The organism is Sneathiella sp. D3-11 (genome assembly GCF_055809395.1).
Map to the genome: position 1 here is coordinate 2,595,909 of NZ_CM147911.1, position 22,518 is coordinate 2,618,426.

General features: G+C 51.5%; 27 protein-coding genes. 14 read left to right on the forward strand and 13 right to left on the reverse strand.

Translation table 11 applies throughout. From position 1 onward, the window contains the following. The first annotated feature begins 30 nt into the window (after window positions 1–30). Both AC0L73_RS13245 and AC0L73_RS13250 read left to right on the forward strand, forming a co-directional pair. Window positions 31–804, forward strand: coding sequence for a DMT family transporter (locus AC0L73_RS13245; protein ID WP_473653951.1), 774 nt, complete (start codon window positions 31–33; stop codon window positions 802–804). Window positions 805–913: 109 nt separating this feature from the next. Further along, window positions 914–1,837 (forward strand): DMT family transporter, encoded by a 924-nt coding sequence (locus AC0L73_RS13250; RefSeq protein WP_227947740.1) that lies wholly within the window; start codon window positions 914–916, stop codon window positions 1,835–1,837. 7 nt (window positions 1,838–1,844) lie between these two features. Here AC0L73_RS13250 and AC0L73_RS13255 read toward each other — a convergent pair whose 3' ends face one another. The 3 genes from AC0L73_RS13255 to AC0L73_RS13265 form a co-directional block, all read right to left on the reverse strand. Continuing rightward, complete coding sequence (locus tag AC0L73_RS13255) at window positions 1,845–2,486, reverse strand: CoA transferase subunit B (RefSeq protein ID WP_227947739.1); 642 nt, start codon at window positions 2,484–2,486, stop codon at window positions 1,845–1,847. A gap of 24 nt (window positions 2,487–2,510) precedes the next feature. Continuing rightward, window positions 2,511–3,227 (reverse strand): CoA transferase subunit A, encoded by a 717-nt coding sequence (locus AC0L73_RS13260; RefSeq protein ID WP_227947738.1) that lies wholly within the window; start codon window positions 3,225–3,227, stop codon window positions 2,511–2,513. 128 nt (window positions 3,228–3,355) lie between these two features. Beyond that, window positions 3,356–3,736, reverse strand: a complete 381-nt coding sequence (locus AC0L73_RS13265; protein WP_227947737.1) for a YkvA family protein — start codon at window positions 3,734–3,736, stop codon at window positions 3,356–3,358. Window positions 3,737–3,857: 121 nt separating this feature from the next. Here AC0L73_RS13265 and AC0L73_RS13270 point away from each other — a divergent pair, with 121 nt between their 5' ends. Further along, a complete protein-coding gene (locus AC0L73_RS13270; RefSeq protein ID WP_227947736.1) occupies window positions 3,858–4,619 on the forward strand; it encodes a 3-hydroxyacyl-CoA dehydrogenase in 762 nt (253 codons plus the stop codon). Window positions 4,620–4,621: 2 nt separating this feature from the next. On the opposite strand, the gene AC0L73_RS13275 is transcribed toward AC0L73_RS13270, so the two are convergent. Continuing rightward, window positions 4,622–4,912: a 4a-hydroxytetrahydrobiopterin dehydratase gene (locus tag AC0L73_RS13275; RefSeq protein WP_227947735.1), complete on the reverse strand. Its 291-nt coding sequence runs from the start codon at window positions 4,910–4,912 to the stop codon at window positions 4,622–4,624. 82 nt (window positions 4,913–4,994) lie between these two features. Between AC0L73_RS13275 and AC0L73_RS13280 the strand changes: the two genes are divergently transcribed. Both AC0L73_RS13280 and AC0L73_RS13285 read left to right on the forward strand, forming a co-directional pair. Then, window positions 4,995–5,900, forward strand: coding sequence for a spermine/spermidine synthase domain-containing protein (locus tag AC0L73_RS13280; RefSeq protein WP_473653952.1), 906 nt, complete (start codon window positions 4,995–4,997; stop codon window positions 5,898–5,900). Continuing rightward, a complete protein-coding gene (locus AC0L73_RS13285) occupies window positions 5,897–6,514 on the forward strand; it encodes a class I SAM-dependent methyltransferase (RefSeq protein ID WP_473653953.1) in 618 nt (205 codons plus the stop codon). The genes AC0L73_RS13280 and AC0L73_RS13285 overlap by 4 nt, the downstream gene beginning before the upstream one ends. Here AC0L73_RS13285 and thpR read toward each other — a convergent pair. Further along, window positions 6,480–7,028 carry an RNA 2',3'-cyclic phosphodiesterase gene (gene thpR / locus AC0L73_RS13290; RefSeq protein WP_473653954.1) on the reverse strand — a complete coding sequence of 183 codons (549 nt, stop codon included), beginning with the start codon at window positions 7,026–7,028 and terminating at the stop codon, window positions 6,480–6,482. The two genes, AC0L73_RS13285 and thpR, sit on opposite strands and share 35 nt — an antisense overlap. A 36-nt stretch (window positions 7,029–7,064) precedes the next feature. Then, window positions 7,065–7,682, reverse strand: a complete 618-nt coding sequence (locus tag AC0L73_RS13295; protein WP_473653955.1) for an arylesterase — start codon at window positions 7,680–7,682, stop codon at window positions 7,065–7,067. Between the two features lie 57 nt (window positions 7,683–7,739). On the opposite strand from AC0L73_RS13295, the gene AC0L73_RS13300 reads away from it, so the two are divergent. Both AC0L73_RS13300 and AC0L73_RS13305 read left to right on the forward strand, forming a co-directional pair. Further along, on the forward strand, window positions 7,740–8,450 hold the full coding sequence (locus tag AC0L73_RS13300; RefSeq protein ID WP_473653956.1) for an ABC transporter ATP-binding protein: 711 nt from the start codon (window positions 7,740–7,742) through the stop codon (window positions 8,448–8,450). After that, on the forward strand, window positions 8,443–10,989 hold the full coding sequence (locus AC0L73_RS13305) for an ABC transporter permease (protein ID WP_473653957.1): 2,547 nt from the start codon (window positions 8,443–8,445) through the stop codon (window positions 10,987–10,989). Before AC0L73_RS13300 ends, AC0L73_RS13305 begins: the two co-directional genes overlap by 8 nt. A gap of 91 nt (window positions 10,990–11,080) precedes the next feature. Here AC0L73_RS13305 and AC0L73_RS13310 read toward each other — a convergent pair whose 3' ends face one another. Further along, window positions 11,081–11,311 (reverse strand): EF-hand domain-containing protein, encoded by a 231-nt coding sequence (locus tag AC0L73_RS13310; protein WP_473653958.1) that lies wholly within the window; start codon window positions 11,309–11,311, stop codon window positions 11,081–11,083. A 355-nt stretch (window positions 11,312–11,666) separates the two neighbouring features. On the opposite strand from AC0L73_RS13310, the gene AC0L73_RS13315 reads away from it, so the two are divergent. The 4 genes from AC0L73_RS13315 to AC0L73_RS13330 all read left to right on the forward strand — a co-directional run bounded on the left by AC0L73_RS13315 (window position 11,667) and on the right by AC0L73_RS13330 (window position 15,831). Further along, complete coding sequence (locus tag AC0L73_RS13315; RefSeq protein ID WP_227947727.1) at window positions 11,667–12,374, forward strand: Bax inhibitor-1/YccA family protein; 708 nt, start codon at window positions 11,667–11,669, stop codon at window positions 12,372–12,374. A gap of 126 nt (window positions 12,375–12,500) precedes the next feature. Further along, window positions 12,501–13,979: a M81 family metallopeptidase gene (locus AC0L73_RS13320; RefSeq protein ID WP_473653959.1), complete on the forward strand. Its 1,479-nt coding sequence runs from the start codon at window positions 12,501–12,503 to the stop codon at window positions 13,977–13,979. Between the two features lie 3 nt (window positions 13,980–13,982). Then, window positions 13,983–15,296 (forward strand): tetratricopeptide repeat protein, encoded by a 1,314-nt coding sequence (locus AC0L73_RS13325; protein ID WP_473653960.1) that lies wholly within the window; start codon window positions 13,983–13,985, stop codon window positions 15,294–15,296. A gap of 28 nt (window positions 15,297–15,324) precedes the next feature. Continuing rightward, on the forward strand, window positions 15,325–15,831 hold the full coding sequence (locus AC0L73_RS13330) for an Mpo1 family 2-hydroxy fatty acid dioxygenase (protein ID WP_473653961.1): 507 nt from the start codon (window positions 15,325–15,327) through the stop codon (window positions 15,829–15,831). A gap of 1 nt (window position 15,832) precedes the next feature. On the opposite strand, the gene AC0L73_RS13335 is transcribed toward AC0L73_RS13330, so the two are convergent. Together AC0L73_RS13335 and AC0L73_RS13340 are read right to left on the reverse strand one after the other, a co-directional pair. Next, window positions 15,833–16,327: a hypothetical protein gene (locus AC0L73_RS13335; RefSeq protein WP_473653962.1), complete on the reverse strand. Its 495-nt coding sequence runs from the start codon at window positions 16,325–16,327 to the stop codon at window positions 15,833–15,835. Between the two features lie 101 nt (window positions 16,328–16,428). After that, entirely contained in the window at window positions 16,429–16,809 is a 381-nt protein-coding gene (locus AC0L73_RS13340; RefSeq protein ID WP_473653963.1) for a DUF2794 domain-containing protein, read from the reverse strand. A gap of 145 nt (window positions 16,810–16,954) precedes the next feature. On the opposite strand from AC0L73_RS13340, the gene msrB reads away from it, so the two are divergent. Continuing rightward, a complete protein-coding gene (gene msrB, locus AC0L73_RS13345; RefSeq protein ID WP_227947719.1) occupies window positions 16,955–17,353 on the forward strand; it encodes a peptide-methionine (R)-S-oxide reductase MsrB in 399 nt (132 codons plus the stop codon). 28 nt (window positions 17,354–17,381) lie between these two features. Further along, window positions 17,382–17,867, forward strand: a complete 486-nt coding sequence (locus AC0L73_RS13350; protein ID WP_227947718.1) for a cupin domain-containing protein — start codon at window positions 17,382–17,384, stop codon at window positions 17,865–17,867. A gap of 9 nt (window positions 17,868–17,876) precedes the next feature. On the opposite strand, the gene AC0L73_RS13355 is transcribed toward AC0L73_RS13350, so the two are convergent. From AC0L73_RS13355 to AC0L73_RS13370, 4 genes are read right to left on the reverse strand one after another with little or no spacing between them, the layout of a single operon-like run. Then, window positions 17,877–18,881, reverse strand: coding sequence for an ABC transporter ATP-binding protein (locus AC0L73_RS13355; RefSeq protein ID WP_227947717.1), 1,005 nt, complete (start codon window positions 18,879–18,881; stop codon window positions 17,877–17,879). Beyond that, on the reverse strand, window positions 18,878–19,873 hold the full coding sequence (locus AC0L73_RS13360) for an ABC transporter ATP-binding protein (protein ID WP_473653964.1): 996 nt from the start codon (window positions 19,871–19,873) through the stop codon (window positions 18,878–18,880). The genes AC0L73_RS13355 and AC0L73_RS13360 overlap by 4 nt, the downstream gene beginning before the upstream one ends. Next, complete coding sequence (locus AC0L73_RS13365; RefSeq protein ID WP_227947715.1) at window positions 19,874–20,725, reverse strand: ABC transporter permease; 852 nt, start codon at window positions 20,723–20,725, stop codon at window positions 19,874–19,876. Continuing rightward, window positions 20,722–21,672, reverse strand: a complete 951-nt coding sequence (locus tag AC0L73_RS13370) for an ABC transporter permease (RefSeq protein WP_227947714.1) — start codon at window positions 21,670–21,672, stop codon at window positions 20,722–20,724. Before AC0L73_RS13370 ends, AC0L73_RS13365 begins: the two co-directional genes overlap by 4 nt. Before the next feature lie 231 nt (window positions 21,673–21,903). Between AC0L73_RS13370 and AC0L73_RS13375 the strand changes: the two genes are divergently transcribed. Continuing rightward, window positions 21,904–22,518, forward strand: coding sequence for an SCO family protein (locus AC0L73_RS13375; RefSeq protein WP_227947713.1), 615 nt, complete (start codon window positions 21,904–21,906; stop codon window positions 22,516–22,518).

Consider the following 22,518-nt stretch of genomic DNA (forward strand, 5'->3'; position numbering starts at 1 on the left):
CTCTCTCCGATTTTGCAGGCGGTGAGCCTGATGATAATCGCTTGCCTTCTTTTCTCCATGATGGGTGGAATTATCCGTTATGTGTCTGATAGTGGAATGCCAATTTTCCAAGTAGTTTTCCTACGGAATGTGGCGGGCATTCTCTTTTTCCTGCCCTGGTTTTTTCAGGCAGGATTCGGTGTCTTAAAAACGGCACGCATTGGTGCCTTTGGATTACGGAGCTTATTCGGTTTCGCGTCCATGCTGAGTTGGTTCTACGCGGTAAGTGTTTTGCCGCTCGCTGACGCGGTTGCCCTGAATTTTACGGCTCCAATCTTCGGCACAATATTGGCGATTGTCGTCTTGCGCGAGGTTGTGGGTATTCGTCGTGGTGCCGCTATGATTGTCGGATTTATCGGGGCGATGATTATTCTTCGGCCCGGGCTGGCCGAACTAAGCATCGGATCCTATTCCGCCATTTTTTCTGCGCTAACCATGGCTGGATCGATGACGATGGTGAAGCTTTTGTCGCGAACGGAAAATACAGCGGCAATGGTCGCCTTGAACCAGATATTGATTATCCCGATGTCTTTAATTCCGGCTATTTTTGTTTGGCAAACTCCAACATTGGAGCAACTGATTGCCATATTGATAATTGGGCTGCTGGCAACAATCGGTCATCTGTCTTTTACAAAAGCCTACACGCTCGCTGATGTGTCGATTGTGATGCCGTTTGATTTCTTCCGCCTCATATTCTCGGCGTTAATCGGTTTCATTTTTTTCTGCAGGAGCCGGATCTCTTTACGTATATTGGCGCGGCGATAATTTTTGCCTCTTCAATTTACATTGCCATTCGGGAAACCCGGGTGAGCAGCGCACTTAAAAAAGAAATACTGGCACAAACAAAGGCAGAGAACCGTTCCGGGCCGGCAAAATGATGCCCTTCCGCCCAGGCAGTTCTGCACATACCATTTTTTCCCGAATTCCTGCAAACGGACAAGGCGCGCTCTGGATGTTGCTGGGTGGTTTTTTCTTTTCCTGCATGGGAGTCGGAATAAAGTTTCTTGGCGAGGGAATGGACAGTTTCCAGATTGCCTTTCTACGCGCCCTGTTTGGGTTCATCGTTATCCTTCCCTTTGCGCTCCGTCGTGGAATCTCCGGCCTTAAAACAAAGGTCCTGAGACTCCATATTGCCCGGGCGGTTGTCGGGATTCTCGGCATGCTTTCCATTTTTTATGCGATTACACAACTGCCGCTCGCCGATGCCGTTGCGCTCACCTTTACCCGTCCACTTTTCCTGATCCTGCTGGCGGTTTTGTTCCTCGGCGAAATGATACGTTGGCGGCGCTGGACGGCGACGGCCGTTGGGTTCATCGGAGTGTTGGTGATGGTTCAGTCACAGGGTGAATTTGAATTTGCTTCCTTGGTTGCCCTGTTCGGCGCGTTGATGGTCGCAATGGTATCCGTATTCTTGAAAAAATTGAGTGCAACTGAAGCACCGCCGACGATGATGTTCTACTTCGGTCTCTTCGCGTCAATCATCTCTGCGGTTCCGGCGATGTTCGTCTGGATACAGCCGAGTTTTGAGGATATCGCGATACTGGTCTTGCTAGCCTGTTTTGGCTCGGGTGCAAATTTCTGCGCAATCCGTGCCTTTTCGGTTGGGGAGGCGACCGCCGTCGCACCGTTCGATTATACCCGGCTTATATTTTCTGGCTTTCTGGGCTTTTTTATCTTCGCCGAAGTTCCGACGCTCGCCATGCTTATTGGTGCGTGCATCATCGTTGCTTCCAGCCTTTATATCGTGCGTCGTGAGGCCGGACTCGGCAAGAAAAAACCTGCCGTACTGGAGAGTTGACGCCGCCCTAAAGGGCGACGTCGAATTCAGCCTCGGTCGCGGCCTGAACCTCATCAAGCGTTACACCGTCGGCAAGCTGTACCAGTTTCATGACGGTTTCTCCGCCTTTTTCAAACTTGAAAACCGCCATATCTGTAATGATCATGTCAACGACACCTTTGCCGGTTAATGGAAGATTACAGGTTTTAAGAAGCTTTGGTTCACCTTTCGCTGTGTGTTCCATAACCACGATCACTTTCTTCACGCCAGCAACCAAATCCATCGCGCCTCCCATGCCCTTGACCATCTTGCCCGGGATCATCCAGTTGGCGAGATCACCGTTCTGGGCAACTTGCATCGCGCCGAGGATGGAAAGGTTGATATGTCCGCCGCGGATCATTGCGAAGCTGTCAGCGTTTGAAAAATAACTGGTGGTCGGCAGTTCCGTTACCGTCTGCTTGCCCGCATTGATCAGATCTGCGTCTTCCTCTCCCTCATAGGGGAAGGGGCCCATTCCGAGCATGCCGTTTTCGCTCTGGAGCTGGATTTCCATGCCCTCAGGAATGTAATTGGATACCAGTGTCGGAATGCCGATGCCGAGATTGACATAGAAGCCGTCTTCAAGTTCCTGGGCGGCGCGCTGCGCCATTTGTTCTCTTGTCCAAGCCATGTGTAAGTCCTCTATCTCTGTCGGTCAGGCAGTCTGATTGCGGGGGCGGGTGGTCCGCTGTTCAATATGTTTTATAGGATTCGGTACATGGACAATCCGCTGCACATAAACACCTGGAACGACGATATGATCAGGATCGATCTCGCCAGGCTCCACCAGATGCTCGACCTCGGCGACAGTGACGCGCCCGGCAGTCGCCATCATCGGATTGAAGTTGCGGGCCGTCTTGCGGAACACGAGGTTACCTTCCTTGTCCGCCATATAGGCGTGAACCAGAGCAACGTCGGCAGTGAGGCCGCGTTCCATGACATAATCCTCGCCGTCAAAATCGCGGACTTCCTTACCTTCCGCAACCAGCGTACCAACGCCTGTCTTGGTGAAAAAGGCGGGGATACCCGCACCACCTGCTCGAATTTGCTCCGAGAGCGTTCCTTGAGGCGTGAAAACAACTTCCAGATCGCCGTTCAGATACTGTTCAGCAAACATCTTGTTTTCCCCAACATAGGAAGAAACCATTGTCGATATCTGCTTGCTTTCCAGAAGGACACCCAGGCCGATGCCATCTACACCCGCATTGTTGGATATGACAGTCAGCCCTTTCACGCCGGATGCTTTTACAGCCTCTATCAAGGTTTCCGGCATTCCGCAGAGACCAAACCCACCGGACATAATCGTCATGCCGTCCTTCAGTATGCCGTCCATGGCTGCCGTTGCGTCGGCATAAATCTTCCTGTCACTCATTCCAAGTTCCTTATCAAACGGATGTCAGTTTCGTTGAATGGGAATGCTATATATCAAAAAATTTGTTGCTACGCACAATTTTTTTAAAATGCACCTGTTTCTAACAAAGCTGGCAGGGAGGTCCTGAATTACTCCGCAGAGGCGGGTTCCTTGTCCAGAAAAACACGGGCTTTTTCCCGATGTTCTTCATTTACATATTTCTTGACCGTTGCCATTGCCGCCATGAGAACGCTGGCATCATCCGTGAAACCGACACCAGCGATGAAATCAGGAATGACATCTGCGGGCATGATAAAGTAGGCGAGCGCGCCAAACAGAACGGCTTTCACAAATGCTGGACTTTTACCATCTAGGGCGCAATAGAAACTGGCGGTTACATCATCGGCAAAAGGAACCTTGCCGATATTCCTGCGAAGTTTCTGGGCAAACTCCCGCATGACAAGGCGCTTGTCATTTTCAAGCTTTGTCTCATCAAAGGCGGAGATATCGTCATCGTTTGGTTCAGACATATGAGTAATATGTAGCTGCTTCCGTTGCTTTGCAAGAAGGCTGTTCTTCACAATTTGATGCAGGCAGTATATGGAAAGATATCAAATTCAGGATCATTCCACAAAATACTGGAGAACAAGAATGGATATTTCCGACAAATCAGCAATTGTTACAGGTGGTGCCTCAGGTCTCGGTGAGGCGACCGCCCGAATGCTGGCAGCTGCGGGAGTCAAAGTTGCAATTTTCGATATGAACACAGAACTTGCGGAAAAGGTCGCATCGGAAATCGGCGGCGTCGCCTGCACCACCAATGTAGCTGACGACGCATCGGTGGAGGCCGCGTTCGATAAGGCGCGGAATACCCATGGACCAGCCCGCATTCTTGTAAATTGCGCCGGTATCGGCCCGGCGGCTAAAACCTATTCCAGCAAGGGTATGCACCCGCTTGATAAATTCGAGCAAGTCATCGCGGTTAATCTGGTTGGTACCTTTAACTGCCTTCGCCGGGCGAGCGCCGATATGGCTGCCCTGGATCCGATGGAAAGTGGGGAGAGGGGCGTCTGCATCAATACGGCGTCTGTCGCGGCCTTTGACGGTCAGATCGGTCAGGCGGCCTATTCCGCGTCAAAAGGAGGTATCGTCGGCATGACCTTGCCGATCGCGCGCGATCTTGCCTCGATCGGCGTCCGGGTTGTCACGATTGCCCCGGGTTTGTTTGAGACACCGCTCCTTAAAAGCCTGCCTGATGATGTACAGGCGGCGTTGGGCGCTTCCGTGCCATTTCCGAGCCGTCTTGGCTATCCTTCGGAATATGCGAAGCTTGCTCGACAGATCATGGAAAACCAGATGCTGAACGGGGAGGTTATCCGGCTTGACGGCGCGATCCGGATGGCACCGAAGTAATCTTATTCGGCGACTTTGTTCATAAAGGTTGCAAGCTCAATATCCTTGCTGCTCAGGCCATCAACGTCATGAGTGGCAAGGGTAACCTCCACCCGATTATAGACATTGAACCATTCGGGATGATGATCCATCTTTTCGGCTTTGAGCGCGACGCGGGTCATAAAGGCGAAGGCATGATTGAAATTCGAGAATTTGAACGATTTCTTGATTGCCTCTCGGCCGTCTACCGCCGTCCAGCCATTAAGGGCACGTAACGCCTCTTCAATTTCTTCCGCGCTTAGTCTAACAGTCATGGATATTCTCCCGTTAACAGGTTATGACGCCGGATAACTATGTTGATGCAAACTATGAATGTCTAGAGTGAGACGATAACCGATGACAAAAATAAGCGAGGTAAGCCGGAATTGGTGGCATGAGGAAACGGAAGGAATCGCTTTTACTCACGCCCTCGATATGGAGCTACTGCATTCCGAGCAGAGCCCGTTTCAAAAGATCGAGATTTATGAGCATCAGGTTTTCGGTCGAGTCCTTACGCTGGATGACCTTGTGCAGGCGTCACACGCGGATGAGTTCATGTATCACGAGATGGCGGTACATGTTCCGCTGCTGGGTCGCAAGCGGGAAAAGGCGAGCGTTCTGATCGTCGGTGGCGGGGATGGAGGCATCCTGCGCGAGGTCTTGCGCCATGATTTTGTAAACCGGGTTGTCATGGTGGAAATCGACCGCCGGGTGATTGAGGTTTCAAAAGAATACTTGGCCATTAACGGCGATTATGAGGATGCGCGAGTTGAGCTGATTATTGGCGATGCCGCAGATTATATGCGCACCGCACGGGCAACAGGAGATAAATTCGACCTGATCATCCTTGATCTGAGCGAGCCGGTCGGACCGTCCTCCAGTGTCTTCACCCGCGGTTTTTGCGAGGATTTCTCCGCCTGTATCAAGGAAGACGGAGTTGTCCTCGACAGCGACAGTATTTTTGTCGGCAAAGACCGTGCCTATTTCCTTCAGGAGCTTTGCGGTGACAAGGATCAGAATCTCGTCTCGATTATGCAGCGGGACAAGCTGCTTCCACATGTGGCGGGTTATCGTTCTATTGTTCAGCTCTATCCGGCGGCGGAGTTCGGCTTCTTTCTTTATAGCCACGACGGCCATGATTATTCTAATCCAGTCGCTTCCCTGACGGGACGGCATTATAATGCGGAATTGCACAAGGCTGCCTTCGCGCTACCGACACTGGTGGCGGGAAAATCTCGGATTTTGATAAAACTAAGCATATGAAGGAAACGCCCCTAACAGTAGATTTTGTTTCTGGCGCCGTTGACTACCGACGGCGCAAGGGCGGTGGTCGCGGGCAAGATCTCCCCAAGGCATTGGGGTTTCGGCCGGGCATTACACCCAATATTGTCGATGCAACAGCGGGGCTAGGGAGAGATGCCTTCTTACTTGCCTCTCTTGGGGCAAAGGTTACTTTGATTGAGCGGAACGACGCGGTGCATCGCCTGCTGCAAGAAGCGATGGCGCGTGCGCACGGCGCGAGCGATACACATGCGGAGATTATCCGTCGCATGACGCTGATCAACGCGGATGCGAGAGATATTCTGCCCGAATTAAAACCGGAAACGGTACTCATTGATCCGATGCATCCGCCCAGAGATAAATCCGCCTTGGTCAAGAATGAGATGCGGCAACTGCGCGATCTAGTCGGGACTGATCCTGATTGCACGGAACTCATGCGTGTTGCCCTTGATGTGGCATCGAAACGGGTCGTCTTGAAATGGCCGCGTAGGGCTAAAGGAATTACAGACCTCCCCAAACCGTCCCATCAAATTATTGGTAAATCGACGCGATATGATGTCTTTATGACGGGACTGGCGAAAGCAGGTCGAAGCTGACTTCTTCCTGATAGATTGCGCTGGAAGAGGAGAGGTGGCTTGAAAACAGGGTGAAGCTAGTCACCGGCAAGGTTTCCGTTTTAAACAAGGCATGGTCGGTCAAGAAATTGCGGACTCTCTCATAGGGGGAGTTGTGGACGCGTGCGAGCGTAATATGAGGTCGAAATCTCCGGTCATCAACTGTTGCGCCGACAGATTCGATCGCGGTCACGATTTTCTGATGGAGTAGGTTGATCGCAGATGTCGGGCGTACACCGGCCCAAAGAATACGGGGCCGTTTATTGCTTCCAAAAACACCGACGCCTTCAATATCTATATCAAATGCAGGATATTTTATTCGGCCAAGTGCCAAAGAAATATCCATCATCATCGGACTTTGCACTTCGCCAATAAAGGCAAGAGTTACATGAGAATTTTCTGCGGCAATCCATCTAGCATCAGGAATGCCACCTCGCAACGCACCGATGCGCTCCTTGATTTCTTCCGGCAATGCGATGGCAACGAAAAGACGCATTGAGATTGTCCTTATTTCAGTAAACTGAAGATGGCTCTAACGATCAATTAACTCCGTCACATAGGGCAACATGTTGCCGACGATAACTTTTACGCCTTCAGCGTTTGGATGAATATAGTCATCTTGGTTTAATGCCGGGTCGGCAACAACGCCTTCCAGAAAAAAAGGGTAATAGTTGGTTTTATATTTGCGGGCAAGATCGGGAAAAATCTGGTCAAACGCATTGGCATATTCAGATCCCATGTTCGGCGGAGCTTTCATACCTGTGAGCAGTATGGGAATATCTTTCTTTTGAATGAGTTCGATAATCTGACTTAAATTGCGCCGTGTTTCCTCCGGCTCAATACCTCGAAGCGCATCATTGGCGCCAAGTTCCAGAATGATAAAATCGGCTCCATTTCCGATTGCCCAGTCTAACCTCTGTAGTCCGCCTGCGGTGGTATCGCCAGAAACGCCAGCATTCTCTACCTTTACCTTGTAGCCTTTTGCCTGCAGTGCGGTTTCGAGTCGTGTGACAAAATCTTCCCCTGTCGGCAGACCATATCCCGCAGTCAAGCTATCCCCGACGGCGACAATCCGCCTTGTTTCTTCGGCCTGAGCGTATGACGTTGTGCAAAAAACCGCAAAAATCAGCGCTAAAACATTGAATTTCATTATCTACCTGCCATATCCCATAAATTAGCATCTGTCGTCTTTTGCACTGGAATTACTTTGCCTCAAGAACCCATCATCAAACTATCAGACATTCACCTAACACTTAAGTCCGATGCCGGCCCCGTCAATATCTTACGTGGTATAGATTTGACATTACAACAAGGGGAGACTGTTGGGATTATCGGTCCATCGGGTTCAGGTAAATCCACTTTGATGTCGATCATGGCGGGACTGGAACTTCCGACATCCGGCTCAGTAGAGATTGCGGGGCAAACACTCGAAAATCTGAATGAAGATGCGTTGGCACGGTTTCGCCGGGAAAATATAGGCATTGTTTTTCAGTCATTTCATCTCATCCCGACGATGACGGCATTAGAAAATGTAGCCATTCCGCTTGAGTTGGCAGGTGACAAGGATGCATTTTCTGCCGCGACTTCCCGGCTTGAGGCCGTCGGCCTTGCGGACCGCGCGGCCCATTATCCGGCGCAGCTATCCGGTGGGGAGCAACAACGCGTGGCTCTCGCGCGGGCATTATCAACAAATCCAAAAATCCTCCTCGCTGATGAGCCGACCGGAAACCTCGATGGGAAGACCGGAGAACTCATTGTCGATCTGATGTTTCAACTGCATGAGAAAGAGGGGACAACAATGGTGCTGATTACCCATGACGATGCGCTGGCCCGTAAATGTACGCATCAAATCCGTCTCGAAGATGGACGTGTTGTTTCACGGGAAACAGGTCGCGAAGAGGTATTGGCGGGTGAATAAAGGAAAAAACCCGGAATCACTTGCGCTTGCTTTGAAGCTGGCCAGACGGGATCTACGCGGCAATCTAAAAGGATTTCGCATTTTTCTGGCCTGTCTCATCCTGGGGGTGGCCGCCATTGCGGGCGTGGGCACCCTTTCAAGTTCCATCACCGCCGGATTGAGGGCAAATGGCCAGGTAATCCTTGGCGGGGATATCGATATCCGCCTGACCCATCGCAGCGCAGAGCGAGAAGAGCGTCAGTGGATTGAGGCACAAGGCGAGGTTTCAGAGGTGCAGACCTTGCGCGCAATGGTCCGGGATTTATCGACGGATCGCCGGACCCTTTCTGAATTGAAGGCAATCGACAACGCCTATCCCTTGTTCGGGGCGTTGATTTTAACGCCAGAATCAGGAACGGAAACCCCTGATACTCTTCTCCAAAAAAGTGACGAGCTATATGGTGTTCTTATTGAACAAAGCCTGAGTGACCGCCTTGATCTTCCATTGGGCGGTCAAGTCCGGATCGGGGAGCTAAACTTCGAGGTGCGCGGCATTATCCTGTCGGAACCTGACAAAGCGTCGCAGGGTATGGCCCTCGGCCCCCGCACGATTATTTCTTCCGCAGCATTGAATGAAACTGGCCTTGTTCAGCCGGGTAGCCTGATCCGTTATCACTACCGAGTTGCGCTTGCGCCTGGAAAGACGGTTCCCGAATTTTATGAGGAGGTGAAGACTGCCTTTCCAGATGCCGGATGGCGGATACGGGATGCTTCCAACGGAGCGCCGGGTATCAAGCGCTTTGTTGATCGGGTGGCGCTCTTTTTGACATTAGTCGGGCTTACGGCACTGGTCGTTGGGGGCGTTGGCGTCGGTAACGCTGTCCGGGCGTATCTTGAGGGGAAGATCACCACCATCGCGACCTTGAAATGCCTTGGTACCAGCAGCAGCTTCATCTTCCGGGTTCATTATCTGCAAGTGCTTATTCTCGCTGTCGCGGGATCACTGATCGGGCTCCTGCTCGGCGTAGGCGGATCGGTTATCGCGGCACAATTTCTGGCCAGCACGTTGCCGGTTCCGCCGGAAATCACAATCAACGCCGGACCGCTGCTGCTCGCGACGGCCTATGGTTTGCTGACGGCGACACTGTTCACGATTTGGCCTCTGGCGCGCGCTCGGGAAACCCCGGCGGCGGCGCTATTCCGGGATGTTGTGTCCGTGCACAAACGACCACGTCCGGTTTACCTGATAACGCTTGGAGCCTGTTTTGCGCTTCTTGTTGGGCTTGCCGTTCTCACCAGTCAGGAAACCTGGTTCGCCTTAGTCTTTACGATTGCCATCATCGGCATATTTGCGGTCCTGATACTGGTTGGATATGGCGTGCAGTTTGTGGCACGGCGGCTTCCTCGCTCCCGCATCCCATCCTTGCGCCTTGCAATCGCAAATCTCTATCGCCCTGGGGCGGCGACGAACAGCGTTATCCTTTCCATGGGACTTGGACTCACGCTTTTTGTTACTGTAGCATTGATCGAGGGCAACCTCACCCGGCAGGTGCAGGAACAATTGCCAGAGAAAGCGCCGGCATTTTTCTTCATTGATATTCAGTCAAATCAGCTAGATGACTTTGTCTCGACGGCTGAGTCAGTCAGCGATGTCAGTGAAGTTAACCACGTTCCCAATATGCGCGGTCGTATTATTGAGGTGGCGGGTGTTCCGGCTGATCAGGTCGAAGTCGCTCCGGAGGCTCGCTGGGCGCTTCGAGGTGATCGCGGGCTCACGTATTCAGCGACGCCACCGGATGGTGCGGTTGTTGTGGCGGGAAGCTGGTGGCCTGAGGATTATAGCGGACCTCCTCTTGTCAGTATGGATCGCGAGATTGCGCAAGGCATGGGGGTTGGTATCGGCGACAGCTTGACCGTCAATGTCATGGGCCGGGAGATCAAGGCGGAGATTGCTAATCTGCGGGAGATTGACTGGACGACAATGGCGATCAACTTCGTGTTGGTTTTCGATAATAACAGTCTTCAAGGCGCGCCGCATTCCCATCTTGCCACGGCCCGCGCGGACGGTGAGGCGGAAAACCTGCTTTTCAGTGCGATAACAGATAAATTCGCAAATATCTCAGTGATTCGGATGAAAGAAGCGCTGCAGACGGTCAGCCGCATACTGGAGCAGCTTTCTTCTGCGGTCTCGGCGATTTCATCGATCACATTGGTGACCGGTGTTCTCGTCCTCGCCGGGGCGTTTGCCGCCGGGCATCGCAAGCGGGTATATGATGCGGTTATCCTGAAAGTTCTCGGTGCGACGAGAAAGGATATATTCATAACATTCTTACTTGAATATGCCTTGCTGGGCCTAGTCACATCTGTTATCGCGGCCGCGACAGGCTGGTTCGCAGCTTATATGGTCATTACGGATATTCTGGAAGCAAAATGGATCAGTTTGCCCTATACGATCCTCGCGACAATCCTGGTCAGCGTTCTTGTGACATTGCTGTTTGGACTGTTGGGGTCATGGCGGGCGCTGGGCGAGAAAGTAGCACCAGCATTGAGGTCAGATTGAGCGGATGCCGAAACAATTAAGGCCGCCAAAGGAAAGGAGCTCCTCTGACGGCCTTAATTTGATGAATTAAACCCGCGACGGGTTTAGCAAATTAGCTTTTAGTCGCCGCAGTATACTCTTCCATCGACAGTTCACCGCTTTTGTCGAGATCGACAGAAGCGAACTGTTCTTTGCTGGTATCCGGCATGACAACGATAAGCTCCTCAAAGGAAACCGAACCATTCCCATCCGTATCAATTGTTTTGAAATCTGGTGCTGCTGCCAACGCCGGTGCTGCTGCAAGAAGCGTAATCGTGGCAGTCGAAATAAGCAGTTTTTTCATAATAATCTCCATTCAATTTGAGTTGGACGGTTCGGCACCAAGTTATCGATGCATGTCCGCCGAACAACCGAAAGGCCGAAAATCAATAAAATCGGTCAATCGATGTTCTGAGGAGAAGATTGCCCTTCTAATGTGGCGGCAAAATGCTACGAATTGGGCCAGTTAGTGAAATAATCTGGGCAAAATGCTGCGAAACAACCTTATTTGAATGCATTATATGGAAAAATTGGAGCAAGATGTGCCCATTCTTTATTAATTAACGCTAATGCCATATTATAGCGTCGATTTTCCTTGAAAATCAGAAGGAAAAATACAATATCAATGCAGAGTTAGGTACCTTCAGGGGAATTTATAGATGGCAACAGACTTTTCAAAGTTCAATACGGCAAGAACAGGGACGCAAGATCAAGCAGTTCTTGATGAGGGCCTGCGCAGCTATATGCTGAAGGTCTACAATTACATGGCGTCCGGCCTTGCTTTAAGCGGTATTGCTGCAGCATTGACGGCCTCAACGCCGGCAATTTACAATGCCGTTTTCGGTACACCGCTGCAGTGGGTTGTAATGCTGGCGCCGCTTGGCCTGTTGTTCGCTATGTCGCGGACAAGCGCGAGCACGACAAGAATTCTATACTGGATTATGGTGGCGACCTTCGGTGTGTCGATTTCCTATATTTTCCAGATATATACAGCTGAAAGCATCGTACGGGTCTTCTTCATCACCGCGGCAACCTTCGGATCGGCCAGCCTTTATGGCTACGTTACGAAGCGGGACCTGACGGGCATGGGCAGCTTCCTCTTCATGGGGCTGATCGGTATTATCATCGCATCTGTGGTGAATATCTTTCTAGCGTCCACAATGATGCATTTCGTTGTCTCTGTCTTGGGTGTGTTGATCTTTACCGGTCTGACAGCCTTCGATACGCAGCGGATCAAGTCCGAATATTATCATGGTCACAGCCAGGAAGTGCTGGAAAAGGGCGCGATCATGGGGGCCGTCTCTATGTATCTGAACTTCCTCAACCTGTTCATGATGCTGCTGAGCCTGCTCGGCAATCGAAATTAACGCAGCCAAAACTGCTAAGACGAAAACCCGGCCTTGTGCCGGGTTTTTTGTTGTGCGCAAAATGCAAGCTGATAAACTTGTTTGTCTGCAAACAACTCTCCAAATCAGCGAGAAAGGAATCGACTGATGCGCGTTCTTATTGCGATGATGAAACATGAAACCAATACCTTTTCACCCATTGTCGCGGACTGGAAGAGATTTCAGAACTGGGGAGCTTACATCGGCGAGGATGCCCTAAAGGCCTACGAGGGGACAGGTATGCCCTTTGGCGCCTATGTGGAGCTGGCCCGTGCAGCTGGCGCCGAAATCGTAACGCCGGTCGCGGCGGAGGCGATGCCCTCCGGCCCTGTAACGGAGGATGCCTATAATCATATGGCGGAACCCATTCTTGATGCGGTGCGGGAAGGGGTGGACGTAGCTCTGCTGGATTTGCACGGTGCGATGGTCGCGGAACATACGGATGATGGGGAAGGCACGCTGCTTGAAAAAATACGCGCGATTGACCCGGACCTTCCGATTGCCGTCACGCTGGATCTGCATTGCAATCTGACAGCCAAGATAGTGGAGAATTGCACGGTATTGATCGGCTATAAGACCTATCCCCATGTTGATATGTATGAGGTGGGTAAACAGATTGGCCAAGTATTATTTGATGCAATGGAGGGGAAGGTCAATCCGGTTATGTCATGGGGCAATGCGCCGCTTTTGAGTCAAACCTTGTGTCAGGGCACAGATGATGAGCCCATGGCAACTCTGATCCGCATGTGCCGGGAAGCGGAGAAAGAGCCGGGCGTATTGGCCGCGACAGCGTTCGGAGGCTTTGCGCTTGCCGATATGCGCGATGCCGGAAATTCGGTCATTATCGTGACTGATGGTGATCAAGCGAAGGCGGACGAAGTGCGGGATCGTATCCTTGCGAAAGCGTGGGAACTGAAAGAGGATTTCATCTATAAGCACACTCCTTTAGAGGATCAGGTCGCCAAAGCCAAGACAATGACGGATGGGCCTATTCTCCTGCTTGACCACGCGGATAACTGCGGCTCTGGCGCGACTCAGGATGTGATGACGGTGATTGAAGAGGTCTTGAAGCAGGGCCTTGAAGATGTAGCGGTCGCCGCTGTCTGGGATCCGGCGGCTGTACAGGAAATGCAAAAGGCAGGCGTTGGTAATAAAATTACCCTGAAGCTCGGTGGGAGGACTGATATGCCCTCCATTGGGGAGCCGGGGGAGCCACTTACCGTAACCGGGACAGTCAAAGCACTGACCAACGGGGAATGGATCGTGCGCGGTCCCATGTATACGGGGGTGAAGGTTTTTATGGGGCCGACGGCGCTTCTGGATACCGGAAATATGGAAATTGTAATTGTCTCTAACCATCATGAACCTTGGGATACGGGTGTCTTTACGTCGGTTGGGATACAACCGGAATACAAACGATATCTTATTTTGAAAAGTCGTATTCACTATCGCGCTGGCTTTGCGCCTATCGGCAAAGCAACGCTAACGCTGGATGGCAAGGGTGTTACGACGTCAGATAATAATCTCCTGCGATACGAGAAGGTCCGCCGCCCAGTCTATCCGCTGGATCTTTTAAACGAGGAGTAAGCCATGCGCGAAGATATGTTCGGAAACAGGCTTACAACCCAATCGGATCAAACGGTGGTTGCCATCAACCAGTTTGTTGAGAGCTATATCGGTTTTGGAACGGACTTCGCGCCAATTTTTGAGGCCTCCGATAATGATCCGGATTGTGCCATTGCCGCAGCATATGCTGCTTTGCTCGGCATCTTTATGGAAACGCCAGAAGGCCATGCGATCGCGCGGAAATATTACGCCCAAGCACAGTCAGGGATGAACAAGGCGACGGAGCGCGAGCAGCTTTTTATATCCTGTATTTTGGATATTTGTGACAATAGAATGGGTAGCCTGCTTAAGAAGTTGCGCCAACTTGTTATGGATTTTCCGGGCGATCTATTCGGGGCCAAGCTCTGTCAGAATACCTATTTCAATATTGGTGACGATGAGACATTGCTCTGGGTCGCGGATTCAGTGATCGACCGCCATACGTCCTGTGCCTATGCCTATGGGATGCGTGCCTTTGGGCGGGAGCAGTCCAGCATGCTGGATCTTGCGGAGGAAGATGGCCGCCGCGCGACCGAGATGCAGCGAAAAGAACCTTGGGCCCATCATGCCGTGGCTCATGTCCTGCTGACACAGGGGCGCCATGATGAAGGTATCAAATGGATGGATGATCTTTCAAATGAATGGGAAGATCGCAACAGCTTTATGTTTACCCACAACTGGTGGCATCAGGCTCTGTTCTTTCTGGAGCAGGAGGATTATGAAACGCCGCTAAAACTTTATGACGAAAAAATCTGGGGCGTTGACAAGACCTACAGTCTTGATCAGGTGAACGCCATTTCTCTCCTTTGGCGGCTTGAGCAACTCGGCGTCGATGTCGGGGATCGCTGGGAAGATGTCAGCCGTTATGTCGCTGAGCGTCAACAAACGAACGACCAGCCTTTCTATGATATGCATTATGGCTATGCCTTGGCGCGGGGCGGCCAGACAGAGGCATTGGGCCGCCTCATGTCGGGCATGGAAAAAATGGCCATTGATGCCCCGGATGTTACCAGAAAATCATGGGCGGATGTGGCGCTGCCCGCAACGCGGGGATTTATCGCAATTGCTGAGGGTAAGTTTGATGAAGCTGTGCGCTGGCTCTCAAAGGCGCAGCCAAGATATCAGGAAATTGGTGGCAGTCATGCACAGCGTGATCTGTTTGAGCTCGCGTGGGTGACGAGCTTGCTGGAAGCCGGAAAATTTGACGAAGCCCGCCCAATCCTTGAAGCGCGAGTAAAATTCCGGCAAGATGTCCCCATGGACGCTCGCTTGCTGGCGAGGGTGAACGGTCGCAATTAATAATCAACGTGGCATCGGGGAGGGAGCTATGCATAAACCGCAGATCGCGCAAAAGGGCGGGAACCGCCGTATATTTTCCCTGCTCAATGAATATGGGGCAAGCCATCAGAATGGCACAAACAAGTTTATTCACTGGATAGCGGTGCCTGTTATCGCTTGGACAGTCGTGGCGCTCTTTTGGGCGATCCCCGTGCCGGACGTCTTTGCGGCAGTACCTTACCTCAATTGGGCTACCATCGTGCTTTTGTTGACCATCATCTATTACGCGGTTCTCTCTTGGACATTGGCGATTGGCATGGTGTTGTTTGCACTGCTTTGTATCGGGGGGGTACAGCTTTACATGAGCTCCCCACTGTTCGGGCTCTCGCTCTGGCAGTTCGCCGTCGGGGTTTTTGTGATCGCGTGGATATTTCAATTCGTCGGCCACAAGATCGAAGGCAAGAAACCCTCTTTCTTTAAGGATGTTCAGTTTCTGCTGATTGGCCCGGCCTGGTTGATGGGTTTTATCTACCGTAAACTGAACATCCCTATCTAGGTTAGATTTTTACGACGAGCTTATAGTCCGGCGTTGTGTTTAAGGGGCAGGAATAGAGATACTCCCCTTCCTTCAATTCGACTTCATAGTCCAGCGTAGTCCCGGTATCCAGGCCGCCGCCGGAAACACTTATCTTGTTAAGTTTATGTAGTGGGTTCGCCCAGTTATAATCCTCCTCGCGAACCCAAAAACCGAGTGAGTAAGGTACGTTCTTGTTGCTGACACGGAAAATATATTTGCCGGGCTTTAGGATTAGCACGTCGGAATTCGCCAGACGTGCGGCTCCGGTCTTGGCATTAATTTCCTCGCAGTCTGCTTTTTCCGTTGATGTATAGCCGTGATCGACGCCATTTTCCGATTCAACGAACTGGCAGGCAGTTTGGGTGAGGTTAATAACCGTAACTTCTTCGTCCGCAGCCAAGGCGGAGGTGGCAAATATTGGTGTAAGCAGAAGAGCCGCAACGCCCGGAAGAAAGAGGGAGCCATTCAATTTCATATTCTTGATCCGTTTCCTGAATAGGGTTTAGGTTACGAACCAAAATTTCGTTGAATTTTCAGAAATTACAAATCACGTGGCTTCACCCTTGCGTGAGGAAATCAGTCCGCTTCTATTGTCTGAAACCGTTTACGGTCGAAAACCCTGAGAACCTGCGCAAGTGTTTTGCCACGTTTCAAAACGCGGCCGCTCTGGCTGAGAACGGAATAGGCACCCTGTTTTGCGGCGAGGCGAGGTTCCTTATATATCCTGAAAAGAGGGCGGTCTGCTGTTCTGTGAAAAATTGCGAAGATACAGGCGTTCTTGGTCTCTCCAATGGCATAATCGCGCCATTCTGCCTTGGCGACCATGCGGCCATAGACCTGCAATATCTGGCCGAGTTCGTTGCGGTTAAAAAATACGTTCGGTTGTTGCGTTCCCGATCTCGCGTTCTTGGAAGATCGGGCCAAATAGTGATCGTCGAAGCTTACAACCTCGCTCATTTTATCTCCTGCGTAACCTATGTGATTATTCTCTGCCATGTATATTAATTCGTCAAGTATTGAGAATTCCGTCATGGGGGCATATCTTCCATATGTGATGAGGGCGGAGACAGGTCAATTGGGCAAGTAAGAGAGGACATTCGAAATGACTGAAAAGATTACGAAAAGCGAAGCGGAATGGAAGGCTCAACTCTCGCCCGAGGAGTTTCACGTCGCCCGGAAAAAGGGAACCGAGCGAGCCTTTACCGGTAGGTATCATGACAATAAAGAGACGGGCATTTATCATTGCATCTGCTGCGGTGAGCCGCTGTTTGCGTCCTCAACCAAATTTGAATCTGGCACCGGCTGGCCAAGCTTTTGGGAACCAATTGACCCCGCGAATGTCGGTGAAATTGAGGATCGGAGCTTTTTTATGCGCCGGACAGAAGTCGTCTGCAATAAATGCGATGGGCATCTTGGTCATGTTTTCCCGGATGGGCCCGAGCCAACCGGTCTTCGTTATTGTTTGAATTCCGCTGCTCTTGATTTCAAGAAAGAAGAATAGAATTAGGCCTTATGTAGGAGTATGTTCGATGGGTAAGGAAAACCCGAACGAAAATATCGTTATGAGGGCACTTGATGTTGCGCCGCGTACAAAACCGTCAAATTACCCGGAACCCTTTTTCAGCCGCATGAGTCAGCGGGAAAAGCGCCAACTTGGTGATGTCTTCGGCATAAACAATTTTGGCGTTAATCTTACCCGCCTCTCTCCGGGAGGGGAGTCTGCTTTGCTCCATCGCCACAGCAAGCAGGATGAATTCATTTATATCCTAGATGGCACGCCAACACTGGTGACCGAGACTGACGAAGTCGCTATGCGGCCCGGTGATTGCGCGGGGTTCCCGGCTCAAGGCGCTGCGCATCAGTTGGTGAACCGCACAGAAACCGATGTCCTTTATCTTGAGGTCGGGGACCGTGTCGCGGGTGATGAGGGCAGCTATCCTAAGGATGATTTAAAGGCGATGCTCGGGCCGGATGGGCAATGGCAATTTACACATAAGGATGGATCGCCTTATTAGAACGGACCTTTATAAGCCGTCTTTCATCACACTGTCAGAAAAATGACAGGCCGCGAGATGGTCGGGAGCGACAGGGCTGAGCGGCGGCTTCACCTCTCTGCATACATCCTTGGCCATGGGACAGCGATCCTGAAAGGCGCAGCCAATACGTCGCTCAGTTTGGCCGGTTACATTTCCTTGTAGTTTGATGCGTTCGCGTTTTTTGCCAGCCCCTGGCTTTGGCACAGCATCGAGAAGGATGCGGGTATAGGGATGGGCCGGTGAACTGAATAAATCCTCCGTCTGGCCTTTTTCAACAATTTCTCCGAGATACATCACCGCGACCTCGTCGCAGAGATATTCAACAACAGCGAGATCATGGCTGATGAACATATAGGTGACGCCAAACTCATCCTGCAGGTCTTTCAAAAGGTTGAGAACTTGCGCCTGAACGGACACATCAAGGGCGGAGACAGGTTCGTCCGCGACAATCAGTTCAGGATGGGTAATCAGGGCGCGGGCGATGGCTATGCGCTGACGTTGCCCACCCGAGAATTCGTGCGGGTATTTTGAAATGTCCTGTGGTTTCAGTCCAACAGACTGCAATACATCTCGAACCCGGTTTTCGCGCTCTGTCTTTGAGATTGCGCCGAGGGCAGCCAGAGGCTCGGCGACAATGCGGCCGACATTATGGTGCGGATCGAGGGAGCCGTAGGGATCCTGAAAAACCATCTGGAAATGCTGGCGTAGGGGTCGAAGTTGATCGAAGCTGAGACCGACAACTTCTTTGCCCAATATCTTGACCGATCCGGCATCGGTAGGCTCAAGCGCCATGACATTGCGCGCGAGCGTAGACTTTCCGCAGCCGCTTTCCCCGACAATACCGAAGCTTTTGCCCTTATGAATTTCAAAGGTAACGCCATTTAGCGCAAAGACATGGCCGGGCTCGGCAAACAGACTCTCGCGTGGGAGACGGTAATGGCGCACAAGATCATGGACTTCCAAAACCGGAACAGGAAGGTTCTCTGTTGTCATGAAAAGAGTTCCTCCGTCTTGCGGTTGCGGGCTGCGTCGATATGATGGCAGGAGGCAAAGTGATTTGCGGTCACCTCAATGGCGGGCGGCGGCGTATTGCGGCACATATCTGTTGCAAGGGGGCATCTGTCGGTGAAGGTACAGCCAGACGGCAGGCTGATCAGGTCGGGGACAGTTCCGGGGATTGTCACTAAACGTCCGCTGCGCGCCCTGCCGAGCTTTGGCATCGCCGCGAAAAGTCCTTGCGTATAGGGATGGATCAATTCGTCAAATATCTGTTCTGTCCCGCCTGTTTCCACTGCGGAGCCGCCGTACATCACTAGAATATTATCCGTATTCTCTGAAATGACGCCCAGATCATGGGAAATAAGAATAAGCGCCATACCTTCTTCGCGGACAAGAGTGTGGATCAACTCCAAAATCTGGTCCTGAATCGTAACGTCCAGTGCCGTTGTGGGCTCATCCGCAATCAGGATATCAGGCTGGCAGGATAGCGCGATAGCAATCATCACCCGCTGCCGCTGTCCTCCGGAGAGTTGATGCGGATAGTTATCGACGCGCTCCTTTGGATTGGGAATGCCAACCCGGTCCAAAAGACGGATAGTTTCGGACTTGGCCTCGTTATCCGACATATTTCGATGCAGGCGCAAAGGCTCCATTATCTGGTGGCCAACCGTATGAACCGGGTTGAGGGATGTCATCGGCTCCTGAAAAATCATCGCGAGCCGGTTGCCGCGGATCTGGCACATTTCGGCATCGGTTTTATCCAGCAGATTCTGCCCGTCGAACGTGATTTCCCCAACCGTTTCACTTTGTTCTGGGAGCAGCCCCATTAGCGCAAGTGCTGCCATGGATTTACCGCAACCGCTTTCACCTACAATACCGAGTGTCTCTCCCCTGTTCAGGCGGAAATTGAGATTACGCACCGCACGGGCGGGTCCTTCACTGGTTGATAGAATGACGGACAGGTCTTTGACGTCAAGTAAACTCATTTAACGCTTCCTCGACAGTCGGGGGTCCAGTACATCGCGCAATCCATCACCAAGCAGGTTCAGACCGAACACCGCAATTGCAATGGCAAACCCCGGATAAATGGCTTGCATCGGGTCCAGGAACATCAGGGTTTGTGCCTCATTCAACATCCTCCCCCAGGACGGCTCTGGCGGCTGGGTGCCAAGACCAAGGTATGAAAGCGCCGCCTCTGCCAGGATGGCGATGGCAAAAAGGATTGTCGCCTGCACAATGATGATGGATAGAATATTGGGCAAGATATGCTCGAACGTGATGCGAAATCGGCCCTTGCCGGACGCGCGGGCGGCCATCACGAATTCTCGTGCCCATATGGAGTTGGCCGATCCCCGGGTCAACCTCGCAAATACCGGGATATTATAGAGCCCGATGGCGAGAATTGAATTCACCCCGCCAGGACCGAGGATGGCTGTAAGCATAATTGCGGAGAGGATCGCGGGAAACGCGAAGGAAAAATCCGAAAACCGCATGATGATCTCTTCCGTCCAGCCGCGTTTTGCCGCGGCGAGCAGGCCGAGACCGACACCGATAAAAAGGCCAATTGAGACAGCGACAACGGCGACAACGATCGAGTTTTGCGTTCCCGTCATCAACATTGATGCGATGTCGCGTCCGAATTGATCTGTCCCCAGCCAATGAGCGCCGGAAGGCGGTAAAAAGCGATTGGCGATTGTGATGTCGTAGGCGGAACCCGGTGTCCAGAAAAGAGAGACGATTGCGCACATCAGCAGGAACGCGGTCATGACGCCCCCAACCACAAAGCTGCGGCTGCGGCGGCATCGGTTCACGAAGGAAAGGGATCGATCTTCACTCATATGTCATGCGCCTTGAGTCGTGGATCGATAACCGCATAGAGAATATCAACGACGAAATTCACGACAATGATCATAGTGGCAAGCAGCAACACGACATTTTCGACGACGATTGTATCGCGGTTGTTGATGGCCTTCAAGACAAGCGAGCCAAGTCCTGGTATGTGGAATACATTTTCAACAACAACCGTACCTGTCAGAAGCGCGGAGAATTGAATGCCGGTGACAGTCAGGACGGGGATCAACGCATTTCGCAGGACATGCCGCCAAAGGGTCGCCTGCTTACTCAGGCCTTTGGCGCGCGCTGTGCGAACATAATCTTCGCGAAATACCTCAAGCACAGAAGAGCGTGTGATTCGGGCCAATATGGCACCGACAACCGTTGCAAGAGCGAGAGAAGGAAGCAGCAATGCTCTCAGGCATGCCCACAGGCCTTCATCCCAGCCCGGAAAGCCACCAGCAGGAAGCCACCGTAAATTTATCGCGAAGAGCATGATCAGAAGGATGGCAAGCCAGAAATTCGGGATAGAAATGCCAAGCTGGCTTATCCCCATCAAGGTGACGTCTCCTGCTTTGTTATGATTGGCCGCCGCATAAAGGCCGATGGAAAGCGCGAGAACGATGCTGAGTAAGATCGACATAATCGCAAGGGGAATGGTGATGAGAAGCGCGCCCTCTACGAGTTCCCAGACAGGGACCTTATAGGCGTAGCTTTTGCCCAGCTCCCCCTGCAATATTCCGGTCACCCAGTCCCAGTAACGCACCAGTGGAGGTCGATCGAGACCGAGTTCCTTTGTGAGCGCGTTAACAGCCTCATCAGACGCATCGACGCCCAATATCACCAGCGCTGGATCGCCCGGCAGGATTTCCATGACGAGGAAAATAACGATTGATGCGCCGATAAGGGTCACAAACAACGTCAAAACTCGCTTCGCAATAAAAATGCTCATATAATTACTTGGTGCCAAACATTACGCGTGAGAGCAGAGAATAAATTTAAATGCGTAAAAACAAGTTATCTGCAGAAAGTTGAGGGGTCAATCTCTGATCCGGATGCTTATTGTATGCTATGCGATAGAATGACGCAGTATACAATTTTAGCTTGTCGTAACAATGCAGGCGACCTATGCAGGTCGTTCGGAAATTTATGTTTAGTTGGTAACTTCGAGCTCGTTTTTTAGATGAACAAGATATTTGCATTCTTTATTGCCATTTTTCTGTTGGCCAGTGCCGCTGTCATTGGGCTTTGGATGTCTGGCAATTTGCCTGGTATTGGCCAGGGAAAGTCTGAAGGTTCTTCAGTTCTGGCAGGTGTGCCGCAGATCGGCGGGCCTTTTTCCCTTATCAATCATAAGGGGGAGACGGTTACCGATGCAGATTTCAAAGGTAAACTTCTCTTAATGTTTTTTGGGTTTACCAATTGTCCTGACGTATGCCCGACGGAGATGCAGACAATTTCTCTCGTCCTGCAGGAACTTGGCGATGATGCTGAAGAAGTGGTGCCTGTATTTGTCACTGTCGATCCAGAGCGGGATACACCTGAAATCATGGCAGAGTTTGTCGCCGCCTTCCATCCTGCAATTGTCGGGCTTACCGGCAGTGAAGATGCAATTAGTGATATAAAGAAAAAGTATCGCGTCTATTCGCAGAAACAGAATGAAGACGACCCGGACTTTTATCTCGTGGACCATACCTCCTTCACATACTTGATGGGGCGTGACGGTGATTTGATCACGGTTTTCTCTTATGGCGTGCCAGCCGAGGAAATGGCGTCGAAAATACGAGAGCAGCTATAA